The sequence below is a fragment of the Candidatus Rhodobacter oscarellae genome (assembly GCF_001078595.1).
Lineage (GTDB): Bacteria > Pseudomonadota > Alphaproteobacteria > Rhodobacterales > Rhodobacteraceae > Rhodobacter_B > Rhodobacter_B oscarellae.
Map to the genome: position 1 here is coordinate 452645 of NZ_LFTY01000002.1, position 16200 is coordinate 468844.

The 16200-nt window shown below is 61.3% G+C and carries 15 protein-coding genes; 6 read left to right on the top strand and 9 right to left on the bottom strand.

Features of this window, described 5'->3' with window-relative positions; translation table 11 throughout:
• The first annotated feature begins 34 nt into the window (after positions 1 to 34).
• The 3 genes from AIOL_RS07235 to AIOL_RS07245 are packed head-to-tail and all read left to right on the top strand — an operon-like array spanning position 35 to position 3825.
• Complete coding sequence (locus AIOL_RS07235) at positions 35 to 1189, top strand: aromatic ring-hydroxylating oxygenase subunit alpha (protein ID WP_049642372.1); 1155 nt, start codon at positions 35 to 37, stop codon at positions 1187 to 1189.
• Complete coding sequence (locus AIOL_RS07240) at positions 1186 to 1395, top strand: hypothetical protein (RefSeq protein WP_049642373.1); 210 nt, start codon at positions 1186 to 1188, stop codon at positions 1393 to 1395. Before AIOL_RS07235 ends, AIOL_RS07240 begins: the two co-directional genes overlap by 4 nt.
• Before the next feature lie 18 nt (positions 1396 to 1413).
• Positions 1414 to 3825, top strand: a complete 2412-nt coding sequence (locus tag AIOL_RS07245) for a GcvT family protein (RefSeq protein ID WP_049642374.1) — start codon at positions 1414 to 1416, stop codon at positions 3823 to 3825.
• A gap of 102 nt (positions 3826 to 3927) precedes the next feature.
• Here AIOL_RS07245 and AIOL_RS07250 read toward each other — a convergent pair whose 3' ends face one another.
• The 4 genes from AIOL_RS07250 to AIOL_RS07265 form a co-directional block, all read right to left on the bottom strand.
• Positions 3928 to 4470, bottom strand: a complete 543-nt coding sequence (locus AIOL_RS07250) for a hypothetical protein (RefSeq protein ID WP_049642375.1) — start codon at positions 4468 to 4470, stop codon at positions 3928 to 3930.
• A gap of 128 nt (positions 4471 to 4598) precedes the next feature.
• Positions 4599 to 4928 carry a TfoX/Sxy family protein gene (locus tag AIOL_RS07255; RefSeq protein WP_049642376.1) on the bottom strand — a complete coding sequence of 110 codons (330 nt, stop codon included), beginning with the start codon at positions 4926 to 4928 and terminating at the stop codon, positions 4599 to 4601.
• A complete protein-coding gene (locus tag AIOL_RS07260) occupies positions 4928 to 5305 on the bottom strand; it encodes a HesB/IscA family protein (protein WP_049642377.1) in 378 nt (125 codons plus the stop codon). The genes AIOL_RS07255 and AIOL_RS07260 overlap by 1 nt, the downstream gene beginning before the upstream one ends.
• Positions 5305 to 5670, bottom strand: coding sequence for an SUF system Fe-S cluster assembly protein (locus AIOL_RS07265; protein WP_049642378.1), 366 nt, complete (start codon positions 5668 to 5670; stop codon positions 5305 to 5307). Before AIOL_RS07265 ends, AIOL_RS07260 begins: the two co-directional genes overlap by 1 nt.
• Positions 5671 to 5948: 278 nt before the next feature.
• Here AIOL_RS07265 and lon point away from each other — a divergent pair, with 278 nt between their 5' ends.
• Positions 5949 to 8360, top strand: a complete 2412-nt coding sequence (lon, locus tag AIOL_RS07270) for an endopeptidase La (protein WP_049645307.1) — start codon at positions 5949 to 5951, stop codon at positions 8358 to 8360.
• 42 nt (positions 8361 to 8402) lie between these two features.
• Here lon and AIOL_RS07275 read toward each other — a convergent pair whose 3' ends face one another.
• The 4 genes from AIOL_RS07275 to glmU are packed head-to-tail and all read right to left on the bottom strand — an operon-like array spanning position 8403 to position 12817.
• On the bottom strand, positions 8403 to 9083 hold the full coding sequence (locus AIOL_RS07275; protein WP_049642379.1) for a DNA alkylation repair protein: 681 nt from the start codon (positions 9081 to 9083) through the stop codon (positions 8403 to 8405).
• On the bottom strand, positions 9073 to 9621 hold the full coding sequence (locus AIOL_RS07280) for a pyridoxamine 5'-phosphate oxidase family protein (protein WP_049642380.1): 549 nt from the start codon (positions 9619 to 9621) through the stop codon (positions 9073 to 9075). The genes AIOL_RS07275 and AIOL_RS07280 overlap by 11 nt, the downstream gene beginning before the upstream one ends.
• A gap of 26 nt (positions 9622 to 9647) precedes the next feature.
• A complete protein-coding gene (glmS, locus tag AIOL_RS07285) occupies positions 9648 to 11462 on the bottom strand; it encodes a glutamine--fructose-6-phosphate transaminase (isomerizing) (RefSeq protein WP_049642381.1) in 1815 nt (604 codons plus the stop codon).
• A gap of 2 nt (positions 11463 to 11464) precedes the next feature.
• Positions 11465 to 12817: a bifunctional UDP-N-acetylglucosamine diphosphorylase/glucosamine-1-phosphate N-acetyltransferase GlmU gene (gene glmU, locus AIOL_RS07290; RefSeq protein WP_049645308.1), complete on the bottom strand. Its 1353-nt coding sequence runs from the start codon at positions 12815 to 12817 to the stop codon at positions 11465 to 11467.
• Between the two features lie 125 nt (positions 12818 to 12942).
• Here glmU and AIOL_RS07295 point away from each other — a divergent pair, with 125 nt between their 5' ends.
• Complete coding sequence (locus AIOL_RS07295) at positions 12943 to 13596, top strand: HAD-IA family hydrolase (protein WP_049645309.1); 654 nt, start codon at positions 12943 to 12945, stop codon at positions 13594 to 13596.
• Here the strand turns inward: AIOL_RS07295 and AIOL_RS07300 are convergent.
• Positions 13581 to 14888 (bottom strand): MmgE/PrpD family protein, encoded by a 1308-nt coding sequence (locus tag AIOL_RS07300; RefSeq protein WP_049645310.1) that lies wholly within the window; start codon positions 14886 to 14888, stop codon positions 13581 to 13583. The genes AIOL_RS07295 and AIOL_RS07300 overlap by 16 nt on opposite strands.
• A 106-nt stretch (positions 14889 to 14994) precedes the next feature.
• Between AIOL_RS07300 and AIOL_RS07305 the strand changes: the two genes are divergently transcribed.
• Positions 14995 to 16200 (top strand): DegT/DnrJ/EryC1/StrS family aminotransferase, encoded by a 1206-nt coding sequence (locus AIOL_RS07305; protein ID WP_049642382.1) that lies wholly within the window; start codon positions 14995 to 14997, stop codon positions 16198 to 16200.

The following is a 16200-nucleotide window of genomic DNA, read 5'->3' on the forward strand; positions in this document are numbered from 1 at the left end:
TCTGGGGGCAGTTAGAGAACCGCTAGGTTGCCCCATGCCAAACTCTGAACTGCAAAGCGTGCTTCAGCCCGTCGCCTCTGCGAAGGGCCTGCCGAACGCGCATTACACATGTGATCAGACCTTCGCCGAAGAACGTCAGAAGGTCCTTTTCGACAATTGGGCCGGGATCGGCTTTGCGCAGGACCTTGCGCCGGGCGAGGCGATGCCGATTGATTTTGTGGGGCTGCCCCTGGTTGCCGTGCGCACCAGAGAGGGGACGATCAAGGTCTTTCAGAACACCTGCCGACATCGCGGCATGGTGCTGGTGGAAGAGAAAAAGGCGGTCGGCGGCGTGATCCGCTGCCCCTACCATTCCTGGTGCTACGCGCTGACCGGCGAGCTTGTCGCCACTCCCCATGTTGGCGGGCCCGGCCACAACACCCACGCGGAAATTCGGCGCGAAGAGCTGGGCCTTAACGAGGTGCGCAGCCATGTTTGGCGCGACGTGATTTTCGTGAACGTCAACGCGCAAGCCCCTGAATTCGAGGACTATGCTGCGGATGCAATCGCGCGATGGCAGGAATATGAGGGGCAACCCGTCTACGGCGCCCAGGACAGCCAGTTTAAGTTCGACGTGGCCTGCAATTGGAAGCTCGCGGTGGAAAACTACTGCGAAAGCTACCATCTGCCGTGGATACATCCGGGCCTGAACAGCTACTCGCGCCTAGAGGACCACTACAACATCGAGGCCCCGGGGGCGTTCTCAGGCCAAGGCACGATGGTCTACCGGCCCATGATCACCGAAAGCGGGCAGCGTTTTCCCGATTTCATCGGGCTCTCGGACAAGTGGGACGCCGGGGCGGAATACTTGTCCATCTACCCCAATGTCCTGTTGGGCGTGCATCGCGACCACGCCTTTGCCATCCTCTTGGAACCCAAGGCCAAGGACCAAACGGTCGAGCATATCGCGCTCTATTACGCCAGCGAAGAGGCCGCGACGGGTCCGGAATGGAGCGATATGCGCAGCGCAAACACCGAGATGTGGCGCGAAGTCTTCAAAGAGGACATTTTCGTTGTGGAGGGCATGCAGAAAGGCCGACGCGCGCATATGTTCGACGGCGGAAAGTTCAGCCCCGCCATGGACGGCCCGACCCATTGCTTCCACCATTGGGTCGCATCTCAGATGATCCGCCCGCTGGCGGCGGAATGACGCTGGATGCGTCGCTGCGTGCGGCCCATGAAACCGGGGATAAAGAGAAGTTGGTCGAACTCTACACAGCCGCCGCAGATGCGGCCGAGGATGTCGACCAGGAGTGTTTCTTTCTCACCCACGCCTATGTCTTCGCGCTTGACGCGGACGATCCTCGGGCGCAGGCCTTGCGTGCCCGCCTAATTGACCACGGTCGAGAATCTTAAAGAACGGAGTGTAAGCCCATGAAATCGAACGCGCGCGTTGTGGTCATAGGGGGCGGGGTTGTCGGCGCGTCGGTGCTGTATCACCTGACCAAAATGGGTTGGTCGGACGTGATCCTGCTGGAGCGCTCGGAACTGACCAGCGGATCGACCTGGCACGCGGCGGGCGGGTTTCACACGCTGAACGCCGATACGAATATGGCCGCCCTCCAGGGTTACACGATCAAGCTATATGATGAGCTAGAGAAGATCAGCGGGCAGTCCTGCGGGCTGCATCACGTCGGCGGCGTGACCCTCGCGACGGATCAGGACCGGCTGGATCTCTTGACCGCCGAGCGGGCGAAGCACCGCTATATGGGGCTGGAGACTCAGATCCTAAGCCCCGAAGAGATAAAGGAAATCGCGCCCCTGACCAATGTCGATGGCGTGCTGGGCGGGCTCTATGACCCGCTGGACGGGCATCTTGATCCCTCCGGCACAACCCACGCCTATGCAAAGGCGGCGCGGATCGGTGGCGCCCAGATCGAGACCCATTGCCGCGTCGTCGAGACAAACCCGCGCGGCGATGGCACCTGGGACGTGGTGACCGACAAGGGCACCATCCACGCCGAGCATGTCGTCAACGCCGCCGGGCTCTGGGCGCGCGAGGTGGCCGCGATGGCCGGGCTCTACCTACCGCTGCATCCGATGGAGCACCAATACCTGGTGACCGACGACCTGCCCGAGATCATGGAGCGCGCCGTCGAATACCCGCATGTCGTTGATCCCGCAGGGGAAAGCTATCTGCGCCAAGAGGGTCGGGGGCTTTGCATTGGATTCTACGAGCAGCCCTGCCGCCCCTGGGCCGTGGATGGCACGCCATGGGATTTCGGCCATGAGCTGCTTCCCGATGAATTCGAGAAGATCGAGGAAAGCGTCGCCCATGCCTATCACCGCTACCCGATACTAGAGCGCGCCGGGGTCAAGCGGGTCATCCACGGGCCCTTCACCTTTGCCCCGGACGGCAATCCCCTGGTGGGTCCGGTGCCCGGCATGCCAGGCTATTGGACCGCCTGCGCGGTTATGGCGGGCTTCAGCCAGGGCGGTGGCGTCGGCAAATCTCTGGCCGAGTGGATGGTCGAGGGCGAGCCGGAAACGGATGTCTTCGCCATGGACGTCGCGCGTTACGGCGATTGGACGAACAAGGATTGGACCCGCAAGAAGGTGGTCGAGAACTATCAGATGCGGTTCTCGATTGTGTATCCGAATCAAGAGCTTCCGGTGGGTAGGCCGCTTGAGACGACCCCGGCCTATGGGCTGTGGGACGCCGAGCGCGCGGTGTTTGGCTCGGGCTATGGCATGGAACATGTCAACTATTTCGCTCCAGAGGGCGCGCCGCGCTATGAAGAGCCAAGCTTTCGCCGCTCTAACGCGTTCGGCCCGACCGGCGACGAGGCCCGCGCGGTGCGCAGCGCCGTGGGCATCAACGAGATCCATAACTTCGGCAAGTATCTGATCACCGGGCCGCAGGCCGTTGCGTGGCTGAACCGGATCATGGCCAATCGGGTGCCCGGCGAGGGCAAGATGACCCTGACCGCGATGCTGTCGCCCAAAGGTAAGATCATCGGTGACTTCACGATGATGCGGCTCGGTCCGGACGCGGTGCAGCTGACGGCCAGCTATTCGGCGCAGGCCTTCCACATGCGTTGGTTCTTGTCACATCAAGAGCCGGGCGTAAGCATCGAGAACGTATCGCAAGAGCGGCTCGGCTTTCAGATTGCGGGCCCGCATGCGCGCGCGGTGCTGGAGGCGGCGACGGGCGCTGATTGCTCCAACGAGGCGATCCCCTTCCTATCGGTGCGGCAGTTGATTGTGGGCCACGTTCCCGTGGTGGTGGCGCGGGTCAGTTATACCGGCGATCTCGGCTACGAGATCTACTGCGACAGCAACCACCAAGTGGCGCTCTATCAGGCGTTGCGGGCGGCGGGCGAAGCGCAGGGCATGCGGCCCTTTGGGATGCGCGCGATGATGTCGCTTCGGCTGGAGAAGTCCTTTGGCTCTTGGATGCGCGAATACCGGCCTGATTACACGCCCGCCGAGACCGGCCTGGACCGTTTCGTTTCGTTTAAAAAGAACGACTTTATTGGCCGGGACGCGGCGATGGCGGCCCGCGACAATCCCCCAGACCGCAGGCTGACCACGTTTGTCGTCGATGCCGAGGATGCCGATGTCGTGGCCTATGAGCCGATCTTTGAGGGCGATGCGGTGATTGGGTTCTGCACCTCGGGCGGCTACGCGCATTTCAGCGAGAAATCCGTGGCTCTTGGATTCCTGCCCTCCGAGCGCATCGCCGAGGGCGCCACGTTCGAGATCGAGATCCTTGGGAAACGGCGCAAGGCGACGGTGCAGATGGCGCCTCTGTTCGATCCCATGGCAGAGCGCATGCGCGGGTAAGGCCGACGCGTCGGCGGAATTCCAAAGCGTTCTGCCTTTAACTTGAGGCATCAAGTTGAAGGCAAACGCCCGGAACCTGATGCGGGCTCTTCGCGATCCGCTTTAAGTGCCGAAAATTCGCACGATGCCTCTGTCTTCGCTCATCTTCTGGTCCGCGATGTCGCGGCAGTCGGGACAGATGGTGTACCGCACCAAAAATCCGGTGCCCTTCCTGACCCCGAATGCCTCAAGCCAGGTCCCGTTCCGTTGCACGCGCAGGCATTGCGAGCAGGTCAGCGTATGCTCGCGGCGGTTGTTTAGGTCCGCAACGTCGGGGTCGGTGACCGGCGTAGGGATGACCAAAGGGCGGTGCGCGACGGTCAGAACCCCGTCCTGGGCCGGAGTGATTTCCATCTTGAAGGCTCGCGCAACATCCATGGAATCGCATCTATAGCCGATGGAAACGGGCTGATTCTGCTGCCGGGCAAAGAATGTCAGCGTGTTGAGGAAGCTTTGCGTCTCAAAGCCGCTCACAAAGTCCCAGAGCGGGCGCCCGACATATCTTTCGGCGGAGTTGCTCGGGCCGCCATTTTGCGTCGAAAACGCGTCCCAATCGCCCTTGAGCGAAAGGATGACATTCGACTTGTCCAACCGATAACTGATCATACTCGTCTCGCAGGTCGCTAAACATGGACGACTCTCGCGCGCCTTTATAGCAAAATCCGCGTCCAAGGCACAGGGCAAAAGTGACCCGCGCGGTTAACGTGGAAGCAGGCAACAAAGGGGTGTGGCGCCTATAGGTGTAGGTGCGCCAAAGCCCGGCGCGCCCAGTCACAGGCCAATTCCGGGTCGTCCAGCGCGGCCTCGGGCAAAGCCCAATAGGGCATGGCGGTTTCTTTCTTGCCGTCGCGGGAATAGGTCCAGCGTGTCAGGCCCTTGGCATCAAGAACCGCCTGGAAGTCACCAGCCCCCTTGAGAAAAATTTGCCCGCTGCTGTGGATGATCGCAAAGATCGTGCCGTCGTGATAGAGGCACAGGCCGCCCATCATCTTGCGGGTCGTCAGGGCCCCAAGCTCTGCAAAAAGCTCGGTTGCGAAATCGATATCCGCTTGCGCGATGCTCATTAGGCGTCGCGCTCGGCGGCAAGCTCCTCGACATCCTTGAACTTGATCGATTCGCCGCAGCCGCAGGCGTCGGCCACGTTGGGGTTGCGGAACTTGAACCCCGCCTCCAGCAGCGAGACCTCATAGTCGATCTCGGTGCCAAACAGGAACATCTGCGCCATAGGCGCGATCATCACCCGGGCGCCGTCTTGTTCGACGACCTCGTCCAACGGATCGACTTCGGACACGTAGTCCATGGTGTATTCCATGCCCGCGCAGCCGCCTTTCTTGACGCCAATGCGCAGCCCTTCATGGCCGTCCTTGGCCATCAGTTTGGCGATTTGCGCGATCGCGGCGGGGGTCATAGTGACCGCCTGCTTGCCTGGAATGCCGAACATCACATGAATCCCAACTCAAGCCGGGCCTCGTCCGACATCATCTCCATGCCCCAGGGCGGGTCCCAGGTGATCTGCACGTCCACCTGCTTCACGCCGGGCAGGGGCTCGATCGCGTCGGCCAGCCAGCCAGGCATGTCCTCGGCCACCGGGCAGCCCGGAGCGGTCAGGGTCATCATGACGCCGACCTCGTTTTCGGTGTTGATATCAATCGTGTAAACTAGGCCCAGGTCATAGATGTTGACCGGGATCTCGGGGTCATAGACCGATCGGCACGCCTCGACGATCCCGTCATAGAGCGGGTGATCGGTGGTTGACGGCCGGATCAGCGGCGCGCCCTCAAGCTGTTCAGGTGTCTCTGCGGTCATGGCTTGTCCAGTGGTGATCCCGAGCAAAGATACAAGGATTGTAGGGCCCGCCGCAAGGGAGCATGCTCTGCAAGGGATCCCGACCCGCGCTAATTTTGCGAAAATGAGATGCGGATCGCCCGCGTTTCTTGGGTTGTTCCGGTCCCGTAGATTCGGCACACTGCACCAACTTGAACCAGAAGGGCGCAAGCCCCACATGTTGAGGCCAGACAGGAGAGGACCAGGTGCTGCCGATTGCTCGGGGCCGCGGTCTTCTTGCCAACATCAAGGAAAACAAGATGCAAGAGCATTTGAGCCAGTCCTACCCCGTATTGCCGCTTCGCGACATCGTGGTCTTCCCGCACATGATCGTGCCGCTCTTTGTTGGGCGCGAGAAGTCCGTCCGCGCGCTTGAGGAAGTGATGGCCGACGACAAACAGATCCTGCTGTCCTCGCAGATCGACCCCGGCGTTGATGAGCCTACCACCGACGGCATCTTTGAGACCGGCGTTCTGGCCAATGTGCTGCAGCTTCTCAAGCTGCCCGACGGCACCGTGAAGGTCCTGGTCGAAGGCCGCAGCCGCGTGAAGATCAACAAATTCCTCGACAACGACAATTTCTTTGAAGCCACCGCCGAGTTGCTGGCCGAAGAGCTTGGCGACGAGGCGACCGTCACGGCGCTGGTGAAATCTGTTAGCGAAGATTTCGAGCGCTACGCCAAGGTCAAAAAGAACATCCCCGAAGAGGCGCTGGGCGCCGTGGCCGAGACCACCGAACCCGAGAAGCTGGCCGATCTGGTCGCCGGGCATCTGGGCGTGGAAGTCCAGCAAAAGCAAGAGCTTCTAGAGACGCTTAGCGTTAGCGAGCGGCTGGAGAAGATCTTTGGCCTGATGCAGGGCGAGATGTCCGTGCTGCAGGTCGAGAAAAAGATCAAGACCCGCGTCAAATCCCAGATGGAGCGTACGCAGCGCGAATACTATTTGAATGAGCAGATGAAGGCCATTCAGAAGGAGCTGGGCGACGGCGAGGACGGCTCGAACGAGATCGCCGAGCTTGAGGAAAAGATCGAAGGCGTCGATCTGTCCAAAGAGGCGCGCGAGAAGGCCGAGGGCGAGCTGAAGAAGCTGCGCAACATGTCGCCGATGAGCGCCGAGGCCACCGTGGTGCGCAACTACCTGGATTGGATGCTGTCGATCCCGTGGGGCACCAAATCCCGCGTCAAAAAGGACCTCAACCGCGCCCAGAAGGTGCTGGATGACGACCATTATGGCCTGGAGAAGGTCAAAGAACGGATCGTGGAATACCTCGCGGTGCAGCAGCGCTCGAAGAAGCTCAAGGGCCCGATCATGTGCCTTGTGGGGCCTCCGGGCGTGGGTAAGACCTCGCTAGGCAAATCGGTCGCGAAGGCGACCGGGCGCGAGTTCATCCGCATCTCGCTGGGCGGCGTGCGGGACGAATCAGAGATCCGCGGCCACCGTCGGACCTATATCGGCTCGATGCCTGGCAAGATCATCCAGGCGCTGAAGAAGGCCAAGACGACGAACCCGCTGATCCTGCTCGATGAGATCGACAAGATGGGGCAGGACTTCCGCGGTGATCCGGCGTCCGCGATGCTGGAGGTCCTGGACCCAGAGCAGAACGGCACCTTCACGGACCACTACTTGGAGGTCGAATATGACCTCTCCAACGTGATGTTCCTGACCACCGCCAATTCCTACAACATGCCCGGGCCTTTGCTGGACCGCATGGAGATCATCCCGCTTGCCGGCTACACCGAGGACGAAAAATCCGAGATCGCGCGCCAGCATCTGCTGGCCAAGCAGGTCAAGAACCACGGGCTGCGCAAGGGCGAGTTCGATCTCACCGATGACGCCCTGCAGGGCATCATCCGCTACTACACCCGCGAGGCGGGCGTGCGGAACCTGGAACGTGAGATCGCCAAGCTGGCCCGCAAGGCGGTCACGAAACTCATCAAGAAAGAGGCCGACACCGTCCAGGTGACCGCCGACAATCTTGAGGATTTTCTGGGCGTTAAAAAGTTCCGCTATGGCCTGGCCGAGCAAGAGGACCAGGTCGGCGTGGTGACGGGCTTGGCCTGGACCTCTGTGGGCGGCGATCTGTTGTCGATCGAGGCGCTGCGCCTGCCCGGCAAGGGCCGGATGAAGACCACCGGCAAGCTGGGCGATGTGATGAAGGAATCCATCGACGCGGCCTCGTCCTATGTGCGCTCCATCGCGCCGGAGATCGGGGTGAAGCCGCCGCGCTTCGACCGTTGGGACATCCACGTGCACGTTCCAGAGGGCGCGACGCCCAAGGACGGGCCGAGCGCGGGTATCGCCATGGTGACCTCTATCGTCTCGGTCCTGACCGGCATCCCCGTGCGCAAGGACATCGCCATGACCGGCGAGGTTACCCTGCGCGGCCATGTGCTGCCTATTGGCGGGCTCAAAGAAAAACTTCTCGCCGCGCTGCGCGGTGGCATCACCAAGGTGCTGATCCCGCAGGAGAATGAGAAGGATCTCGCCGAGATCCCCGATAACGTCAAAGATGGGCTAGAGATCGTGCCGGTCGAATCCGTGTCGGAAGTGCTCAAGCACGCGCTGACGGCTGTGCCGGAAGCGGTGGAGTGGGACGAGATCGCCGAGGAAGAGGCCGCCGCGGCCAGGGCCGCGATGGCCACGGATGGTGGCGCGGGCGCGACGGCGCACTAACGGTCGTTAACTATCGACGGAAAATTGTTTTAAGTCAGGGCGCTACCCCAGGTGGCGCCCTGCTTCTTTTCGGGCGAAGGCCTTCATCCGCGGGCCGTATTCGTTCAGAAAAGCTTCCGCACGCGGGCGATCATGTTTCGAGAGGTCCCGCACCCACCAGGCGACAGCTTTCTGGATGAACCATTCGCTGTCGTCGACATACCGCGCCGCCCATCCAAGGATGCGGTCCCTCGCGGCGAGCTCGGCGGGCTTGGGGTGGTTCTGCTTGGTCCAGGGCAGCGTGATCACAAGTGCCGCGCGACGGGTCCACATGTGATCACTGGTTGCCCAGGCTTCGACCTCGTCCAGCCGTGCGGGGTCCCAGACCAGTCGCTTTTGCCCGGCCATGCAGGCGTGATCGGCGATGGCCCAGGCGTCAAAGCTCGGTACCCAAGAGGCGATCAGCGCCCAAGCGCCGCTGTCATCGGGGCGGATACGCGCCTGTGTCAGCAGCTTGGCGGCGGCAACCCGGGCCTCGTGGATGTCGCTCTGCCATAACCCTTCGCAAAGCGCCAACCGCTCTTCCAATGTTAGGTTTGGCCTCCACGCCTTTGTAAGCGCGTCAATATCCGGGTTACTCACACCCAGATATACGCGCGGTACTTTGTGGTAGGCCGCCATCTCGGCGCCCTTACCGGGCACGGCCTTTGCGCGCAATTGGGACAGGGCGGTGTCAGGCGTCATCCAACACGCCCGTTGGGAAGCCGTCGATTGTCTGCCGGTTGCGCGTGTCCCAGTAATCCGCGACGCCGTCCGCGCCCTTGTCGGCGGTCCACTTGGTCAGCGTGTCGCGTTCGGCCTGGAATTCCATGCGCGGCACCGCGTAGCCGCAGGACGTCTGCACCAGCTCGACCGAGACGTCGTAGACCTGGCGCGCGCCCAGATGCTCGGGGAAATGCGCAACCATATCGTTCCAATCCGCGTCGTGGCGATGCACCGTCCGCGCGGTACCATAGCACCGCAGGATCATTGGTTTGATGCCAAAAGAGCACCACATCAGCGTCATACGGTTCGCGCGCAGCAGGTGCCCGGCGGTCTCGTTTCCGCTGCCGGTGACGTTCAGCCAAAGGATCCTGTTCGGCCCCATGACGCGCAGGCTGTCCATACCCTTGGGCGAGACATTCACCCGCCCGTCCGGCGCCGCGGAGCCGACAAAGAACATCTGCTGCGCTTCAATAAAAGTCTGTAGCCTGTTGTCTATGCTTGGGAATTGATCGGCCATGATATGCTCCTTGCGACCGGTGCAGACTATTCCACCGTCACCGATTTTGCCAGGTTCCGGGGCTGATCCACATCCGTGCCCTTGGCGACGGCGGTGTGATAGGCCAGAAGCTGGGCGGGGACCGCATACACGATGGGCGCTAAAAGCTCTGGCACGTCGGGCATGACAACGCAGTTCCAAACGCCCTCCTTGGCAAAAGCGGCGCCCTTGGCGTCGGTGATCAGCAGAACACGCCCGTCGCGCGCCATGACCTCTTGCATATTGCTGACGGTCTTATCGAAGAGCCCGTCGCTGGGTGCAAGCACGATCACAGGTACGGAATTGTCGATCAATGCGATGGGGCCGTGTTTCAGCTCTCCGGACGCATAGCCTTCGGCGTGGATGTAGCTGATTTCTTTCAGCTTTAGGGCGCCCTCCATCGCGATTGGGTACATCTGGCCGCGCCCCAAGAACAGCACATCTTGCGCCTCGGACAGCTGCATCGAGACCCGGGCGATCTCTTGCGAGGCCTCAAGCGCCTGGTTGATCAAGCCGGGCACGCGCCGCAGCTCCATCTGGTGCCGCGCTTGCGTGTCTGCGTCCATTTCGCCGCGATCCACGGCGGTTTTCAGCGCGAGCACGGCCAGGACGGTCAGCTTGCAGGTGAAGGCCTTTGTGGAGGCCACGCCAATCTCCGTGCCCGCATGAATATGCAGGTTCACATCCGCCTCGCGCGCAATCGAGGAGGTTTCGACATTGGTGATAGACAGCACTTGCGATTTGCCCTCGCAATAACGCAGCGCCGCAAGCGTGTCGGCGGTCTCGCCCGATTGGCTCAGCACGATGGTCAGCGTTCGGGCGGGGATCGGCGGCTCGCGATAGCGGAACTCGCTGGCCACGTCAATTTCCACGGGCAGGCGCGCATAGCGCTCGAACCAATAACGCGCGACACAGCCGGCAAGATAGGCGGTGCCACAGGCGACAATGGAGATCCGATCAAACGCTTTGAAATCAAGGTCTTCGGGCAGCACCAAGGCTCCGGAACGCAGGTAAGCCTCGACGCATTCGCCAATAACCAAGGGCTGCTCTGCGATCTCTTTGGCCATGAAGTGCTTGTGACCGCCCTTATCGACGCGCGTAGCATCAATTTGGATGGTCTGCACCGGGCGATTGGCGAGGTTGCCTTTGGCGTCAATGATCTCGACCGCGTCACGCCGCAGTACGGCCCAGTCGCCCTCTTCGAGATAGGTGATCCGGTCCGTCAAAGGGCCAAGCGCAATCGCGTCGGAGCCCACAAAAACCTCTCCTTCACCGTGGCCAATGACCAAAGGCGAGCCCTTGCGCGCCGCGATCAGCAGATCATCCTCTCCCTCGAACAGAAAGCAAAGCGCATAGGCGCCCTCAAGCCGGGCAATCGTTTGCTCAACGGCGTCGCGAGGAGACAGGCCTTGACCCAGGAAGTGCTCGGTCAGCGCGACCACGGTTTCGGTGTCCGTTTCGGTCTCAAAAACCACATCGCGGTCTGTAAGTTCGGCGCGCAGCTCGCGGAAATTCTCAATGATTCCATTATGTACGACCGAAACCCGACCTGTGCGATGCGGGTGCGCATTGGTGACCGTGGGCCCGCCATGGGTAGCCCAGCGTGTGTGGCCGATACCGGATTTCCCGGCGAGCGGTTCATGCACCAGAAGGTCGCTGAGATTGACCAGCTTTCCGACGGCGCGGCGTCGAGCCAGCCGCCGGTCGCTGTCGATTGTGGCAATCCCGGCGCTGTCATAGCCGCGATACTCCAGACGCTTGAGCGCCTCGACCATGATAGGCGCCGCCTCATGGTTTCCCAAAACTCCAATAATTCCGCACATAATTAAGTCTTCCTCTGCCTATTGGCCTTCGCAAGCTTATACATATCGAACAATCGCCGTCCGGCGCCTGGCTTTGTGACCTGCTCGGCGCGGCCCAATGCAAGGGCTGCCTCGGGCACGTCCTTTGTGATCACAGAACCGCTGGCCGTCATCGCCTCGGCCCCGATTTTGACCGGAGCAACCAGCATTGTATCGGAGCCGATAAAGGCATCCGCACCAATCTCAGTTCTAAATTTCTCGACGCCATTATAGTTGCAAGTCACTGTTCCCGCGCCAATATTCGTGCGATCCCCTACGGTGGCGTCGCCAATATAGGTTAGGTGATTTGCTTTGGCCCCTTCGCCAAGGGTGGCGTTCTTTATCTCGACAAAATTGCCAACTCGCGCGTCATTGCCAATCTCAGCGCCAGGGCGCAGGCGCGCGTAGGGTCCGACGATGGCGCCGGCGCTGACATGACACCCCTCTAGGTGACTGAAAGCGCGGATCTTGGCCCCTGTCTCAACCGTCACGCCCGGGGCAAAAACGACGTTCTGTTCTACATGAACATCACGCCCTAGAGTTGTATCATGGCTGAAGAAAACAGTTTCAGGTGCGGACAGGGTGACGCCAATCTCCAACGCGGATTTTCGCATGCTATTCTGGAAAATCGTCTCGGCCGCCGCAAGCTCTGCCCGGGTGTTTATGCCCAGGGTTTCGGCCTCGTCACAGCGCACAACAGTGCAGCTTAGGCCGCGCGCGTTCGCAATCTCCACAATGTCGGTGAGGTAGTACTCGCCGCTCGCGTTGTCATTGCCGACAGAATTGACCAAATCGAACAATTGCGCAGCATTGGCCATCACGACACCGCTGTTGCAAAGCGTGACCAATCGTTCCTCGGCTTCGGCGTCCTTGAACTCGACGATCTTGTCCAGGCGCTCGCCATTCAGGATCAAACGCCCGTATCGACCGGGGTCGGCGGCGTCAAAACCTAAGACCACCACGTCATGGTTGTTCCGAGCGTCCCGCATGGCCTGCAGGGTTTGCGCGGATATGAAGGGAGTGTCCCCGTAGAGAACGACCGCATCGCCGCTGAAACCCGCCAAGGCAGGGGCCGCCTGGGCGACGGCGTGGCCTGTGCCAAGCTGCTCTTTTTGAACGCAAAAATCGACTTCGAACCCAAGTTCTACCGCCGCTTGGGCGACCTGTTCGCCGCCGTGCCCGGTGACAAGCACGACGCGCTCTGGCTCTAGCGCTTGGCCGAAAAAGATCGAATGGGCAAAGAGCGGCGCCCCTCCCAGAGGGTGCATGACCTTGGGCAGATCAGAGTTCATCCGCGTGCCTTGACCCGCGGCGAGAACGATTAGTGCGATTGGCATGGGCTGCTCGTGCTGTGTTGTTAACGCGTTTTTAACCGACGTGAGCCGCAGAGCAATCCGCGGGGCTATCAATTCTGATGTCTTGCTATTACAGCAATCGGCGGTACATCGCCAAGGGGCAGCGGATGCGAACGGTTATCTTTGATCTAGATGGTACGCTTGCCGACACAAGCGGCGACCTGATCGCCGCGGCGAATGCCTGTTTTCAAGGGCTTGGGGAAGGGGTCATGTTGGACCCGGGCCAGGACCAGGCCGTCGCCCTGCGCGGCGCGCGCGCCATGCTCCGGTTGGGCTTTGACAGGCTCGACGGTGGGCACGAACAGATTGAGGCGCAATTCCCTGTGCTGATTGAGCATTACCGCGCCGCTATCTCGGTTCACAGCCATATGCTGCCCGGTGCGGTTGAGGCCGTGGAACAACTTTTGCATCGTGGGTACAGAACCGGAATTTGTACCAACAAACCAGAGGCTTTGGCGGAGTTATTGATGCAGGATCTAGGCGTGCGATCCCTGTTCCACTCGCTTATCGGCGCCGATACCCTGCCTGTGCGAAAACCAGATCCGGCCCCTTTTTTGACCGCGGTCAATTTGGCCGGTGGGGCGGCGGCGCAGTCCTTGCTGGTGGGAGATACGGTCACCGACCGAGACACCTCGCGGGCCGCGAAAGTGCCGTCAGTGCTGGTGGCGTTCGGTCCGTCGGATGTGTCCGAGCTGGAATGCGACGCGGTATTGCCCAACTACGCGGAACTCGATGACGTGGTTCGTCATTTAATCGGCTGAGTAATGAGGTCGATCAGCGGCCTCACGCCTTTTTTGCGAATGTCATTCACAGCGGTCTCGATTGCCGCAGCGCGGTGCGTTCCGACAATTGGCTCGGCAATCCCGCGGAATTTGGCACGCAACTCGGCCTCAGTCGGCGGTGTATCCGCGCTCCAAGCCGGTTCCGTCCATGCGCTTTCGAGATGTGAGCCGTCGGTCAAGCGGATAGAGACCTTGGCGGGGCGTTGTTGCGGGAAGCGCGTGTTCGCATATTCGTCCTCGCGCAAGGTCGTTGCCCGAGACAAGCGCAGGATCTCTGGGTCGCGAAGGGCGTCATCTGCGATATCCGCCGGAGACACACCGCCGCGCGCCAAGGCGACCGCGACCGGAAACGATGTGGAATACTGCGCTTCCTCAGTGGTTTTTGGCTCTGATGTGGCCAACCGCGTGGCTTCGTGGAACGTGAGGATTTTGATTGCTGTGACGTCCTTGCCTGCGAACCCATGCGTCTGTATCAAATCCAACACCGCGGCCACGGAGCCTTGGGCCCAGCGGCAAACAGGGTAGGGCTTAAAATACTGCTCTGGGATCAACCACCGCGTGCCCAGATCGCTCCATATTTCGTCCGGCGTCCCGACCGTGATCGCCGGCGCGCCGGTGAACCCAGCTTTGGCAAGATAGGCCGCGGAGACCCCGGCCATAGCGCCCCAGCCAGAGCCGTCTTTGAGCATTGTAGGGTGATCAATGCAGCGCATCATCTGGCTGCGCGGGCCGTGATACTCCGCAATGCCAAGCGCATGCGCGGTTTGACCGCGGTCAAGTTTTAACACTCTCGCGCCAATTGCCGCCACGGCGACTGCCATCCAAGCGCCAGATGTGTGGTAGTCTGGAGACGACAAATGCAAGGAAGGTCCGAGCCTTGAGCCGAGTTCGTAACCCAAAATGACCATGGTCAAAAACTCCGGCCCTGAAAATTGACCACGGTCAATTGTTAACCCAAGCAGGGCCGGCAGAAGCGCGCAGCCTACATGCCCCTTGGCGGCGTTGAACCCGTCATGCCCGTCCAAAGCGTCAATTGTCATGCCACCGGCAAGCGCGAACCCCGCCGCACTGGCGCCGCGCCCATCAAATATCATCGGCAGATTGCCACCGAATTGGTCCGCGGCGTGATCACAGATGATCTGACTCAAACCTGTCCTACGCCCGCCAATTGCGATCCCCAGCAGGTCCAAGATGCAAAGCTCTGCTTGGCTCACAAGCGCGTCGCAAAGGTCATCCAAAGTTAAAGAGTGAATGAAGTCATTGGGGTCCATACGGGCAGTCTGGGGTGCCTGCCGCACGCGCGCGTTGCGAAACGCGACACCGCACGACGCAAATGGGACGATTGACGCGCGATGATACCCAACGCAAAAAGGGCATATGGTAGAGCGATTCACCGGCAGTTTCACGCAGCAGGGGCCGATCCCAGAGACGGGGATTGCGGCGGCGCTTGACGTGCTGCGTCACGGGCGCCTGCATCGCTATAACGTCACCCAGGATGAGGCGGGCGAGGCCGCCCTTCTGGAGGAAGAATTCGCCGCCTTCATCGGCGCGCGCTACTGCCTGGCCGTGACCTCGGGGGGCTACGCCATGGCGACCGCCCTGCGCGCGGTAGGGGTGCAGCCCGGCGATAGGGTCCTTTCAAACGCCTTCACGCTGGCCCCGGTGCCTGGCGCTATCGCAGCGGTCGGCGCCGCGCCGGTTTTCGTGGAGGTCACCGACCAACTGACCATAGACCTAGACGACCTGGCCGCGAAGGCGGACCAGGCGGATGTCCTGCTGTTAAGCCATATGCGCGGGCATATCTGCGACATGGACCGGCTGATGGAGATCTGCCGTGACGCGAATGTGACCGTGGTCGAAGACTGCGCACACACGATGGGTGGGTCCTGGCGCGGTGTGGCCTCGGGGCGGCACGGCATTGTTGGCTGCTATTCCACGCAGACCTATAAGCATATGAATTCCGGCGAAGGCGGGTTCCTGGTGACCGATGATGCAGAGATCGCCGCGAGGGCGATCATGCTGTCGGGTTCATACATGCTTTACGCCCGGCACCGGGCGTCGCCACCGGCTGAGGCGTTTGAGCAGATCAAGTATGAGACGCCCAACATGTCGGGCCGGATGGACAATCTACGCGCGGCGATTTTGCGGCCGCAAATCGCGATCCTTGCCGATCAATGCGAGCGCTGGAATGCCCGCTACCGCGCGCTGGAGGATGGGCTGCGCGGGGTGCCGGGCCTGACAGTGATCGAACGCCCGAATGACGAGTATTATGTGGGCTCGTCCTTCCAGTTCCTGTTGCCAGGCTGGGGGCCCGCCGCAATGGAGGCCGTTGTTGCGGGTTGCCTGGACCGCGGGGTAGAGCTGAAGTGGTTCGGCGCGCCGGAGCCCGCGGGCTTCACCTCGAAATACTCCAGCTGGACCTATGCCAACCCCGCGCCGCTGCCCGTGACGGACCGAGTGCTTGCGGGGCTCTTGGACATGCGGGTGCCGTTGACCTTCTCGGTCGAGGACTGCCAGTTGATCGCGCGCATCATCGCCAGCGAGGTGACCCGCGCTCAGGAGGCCGGGCTGGCCGCAGAGTAG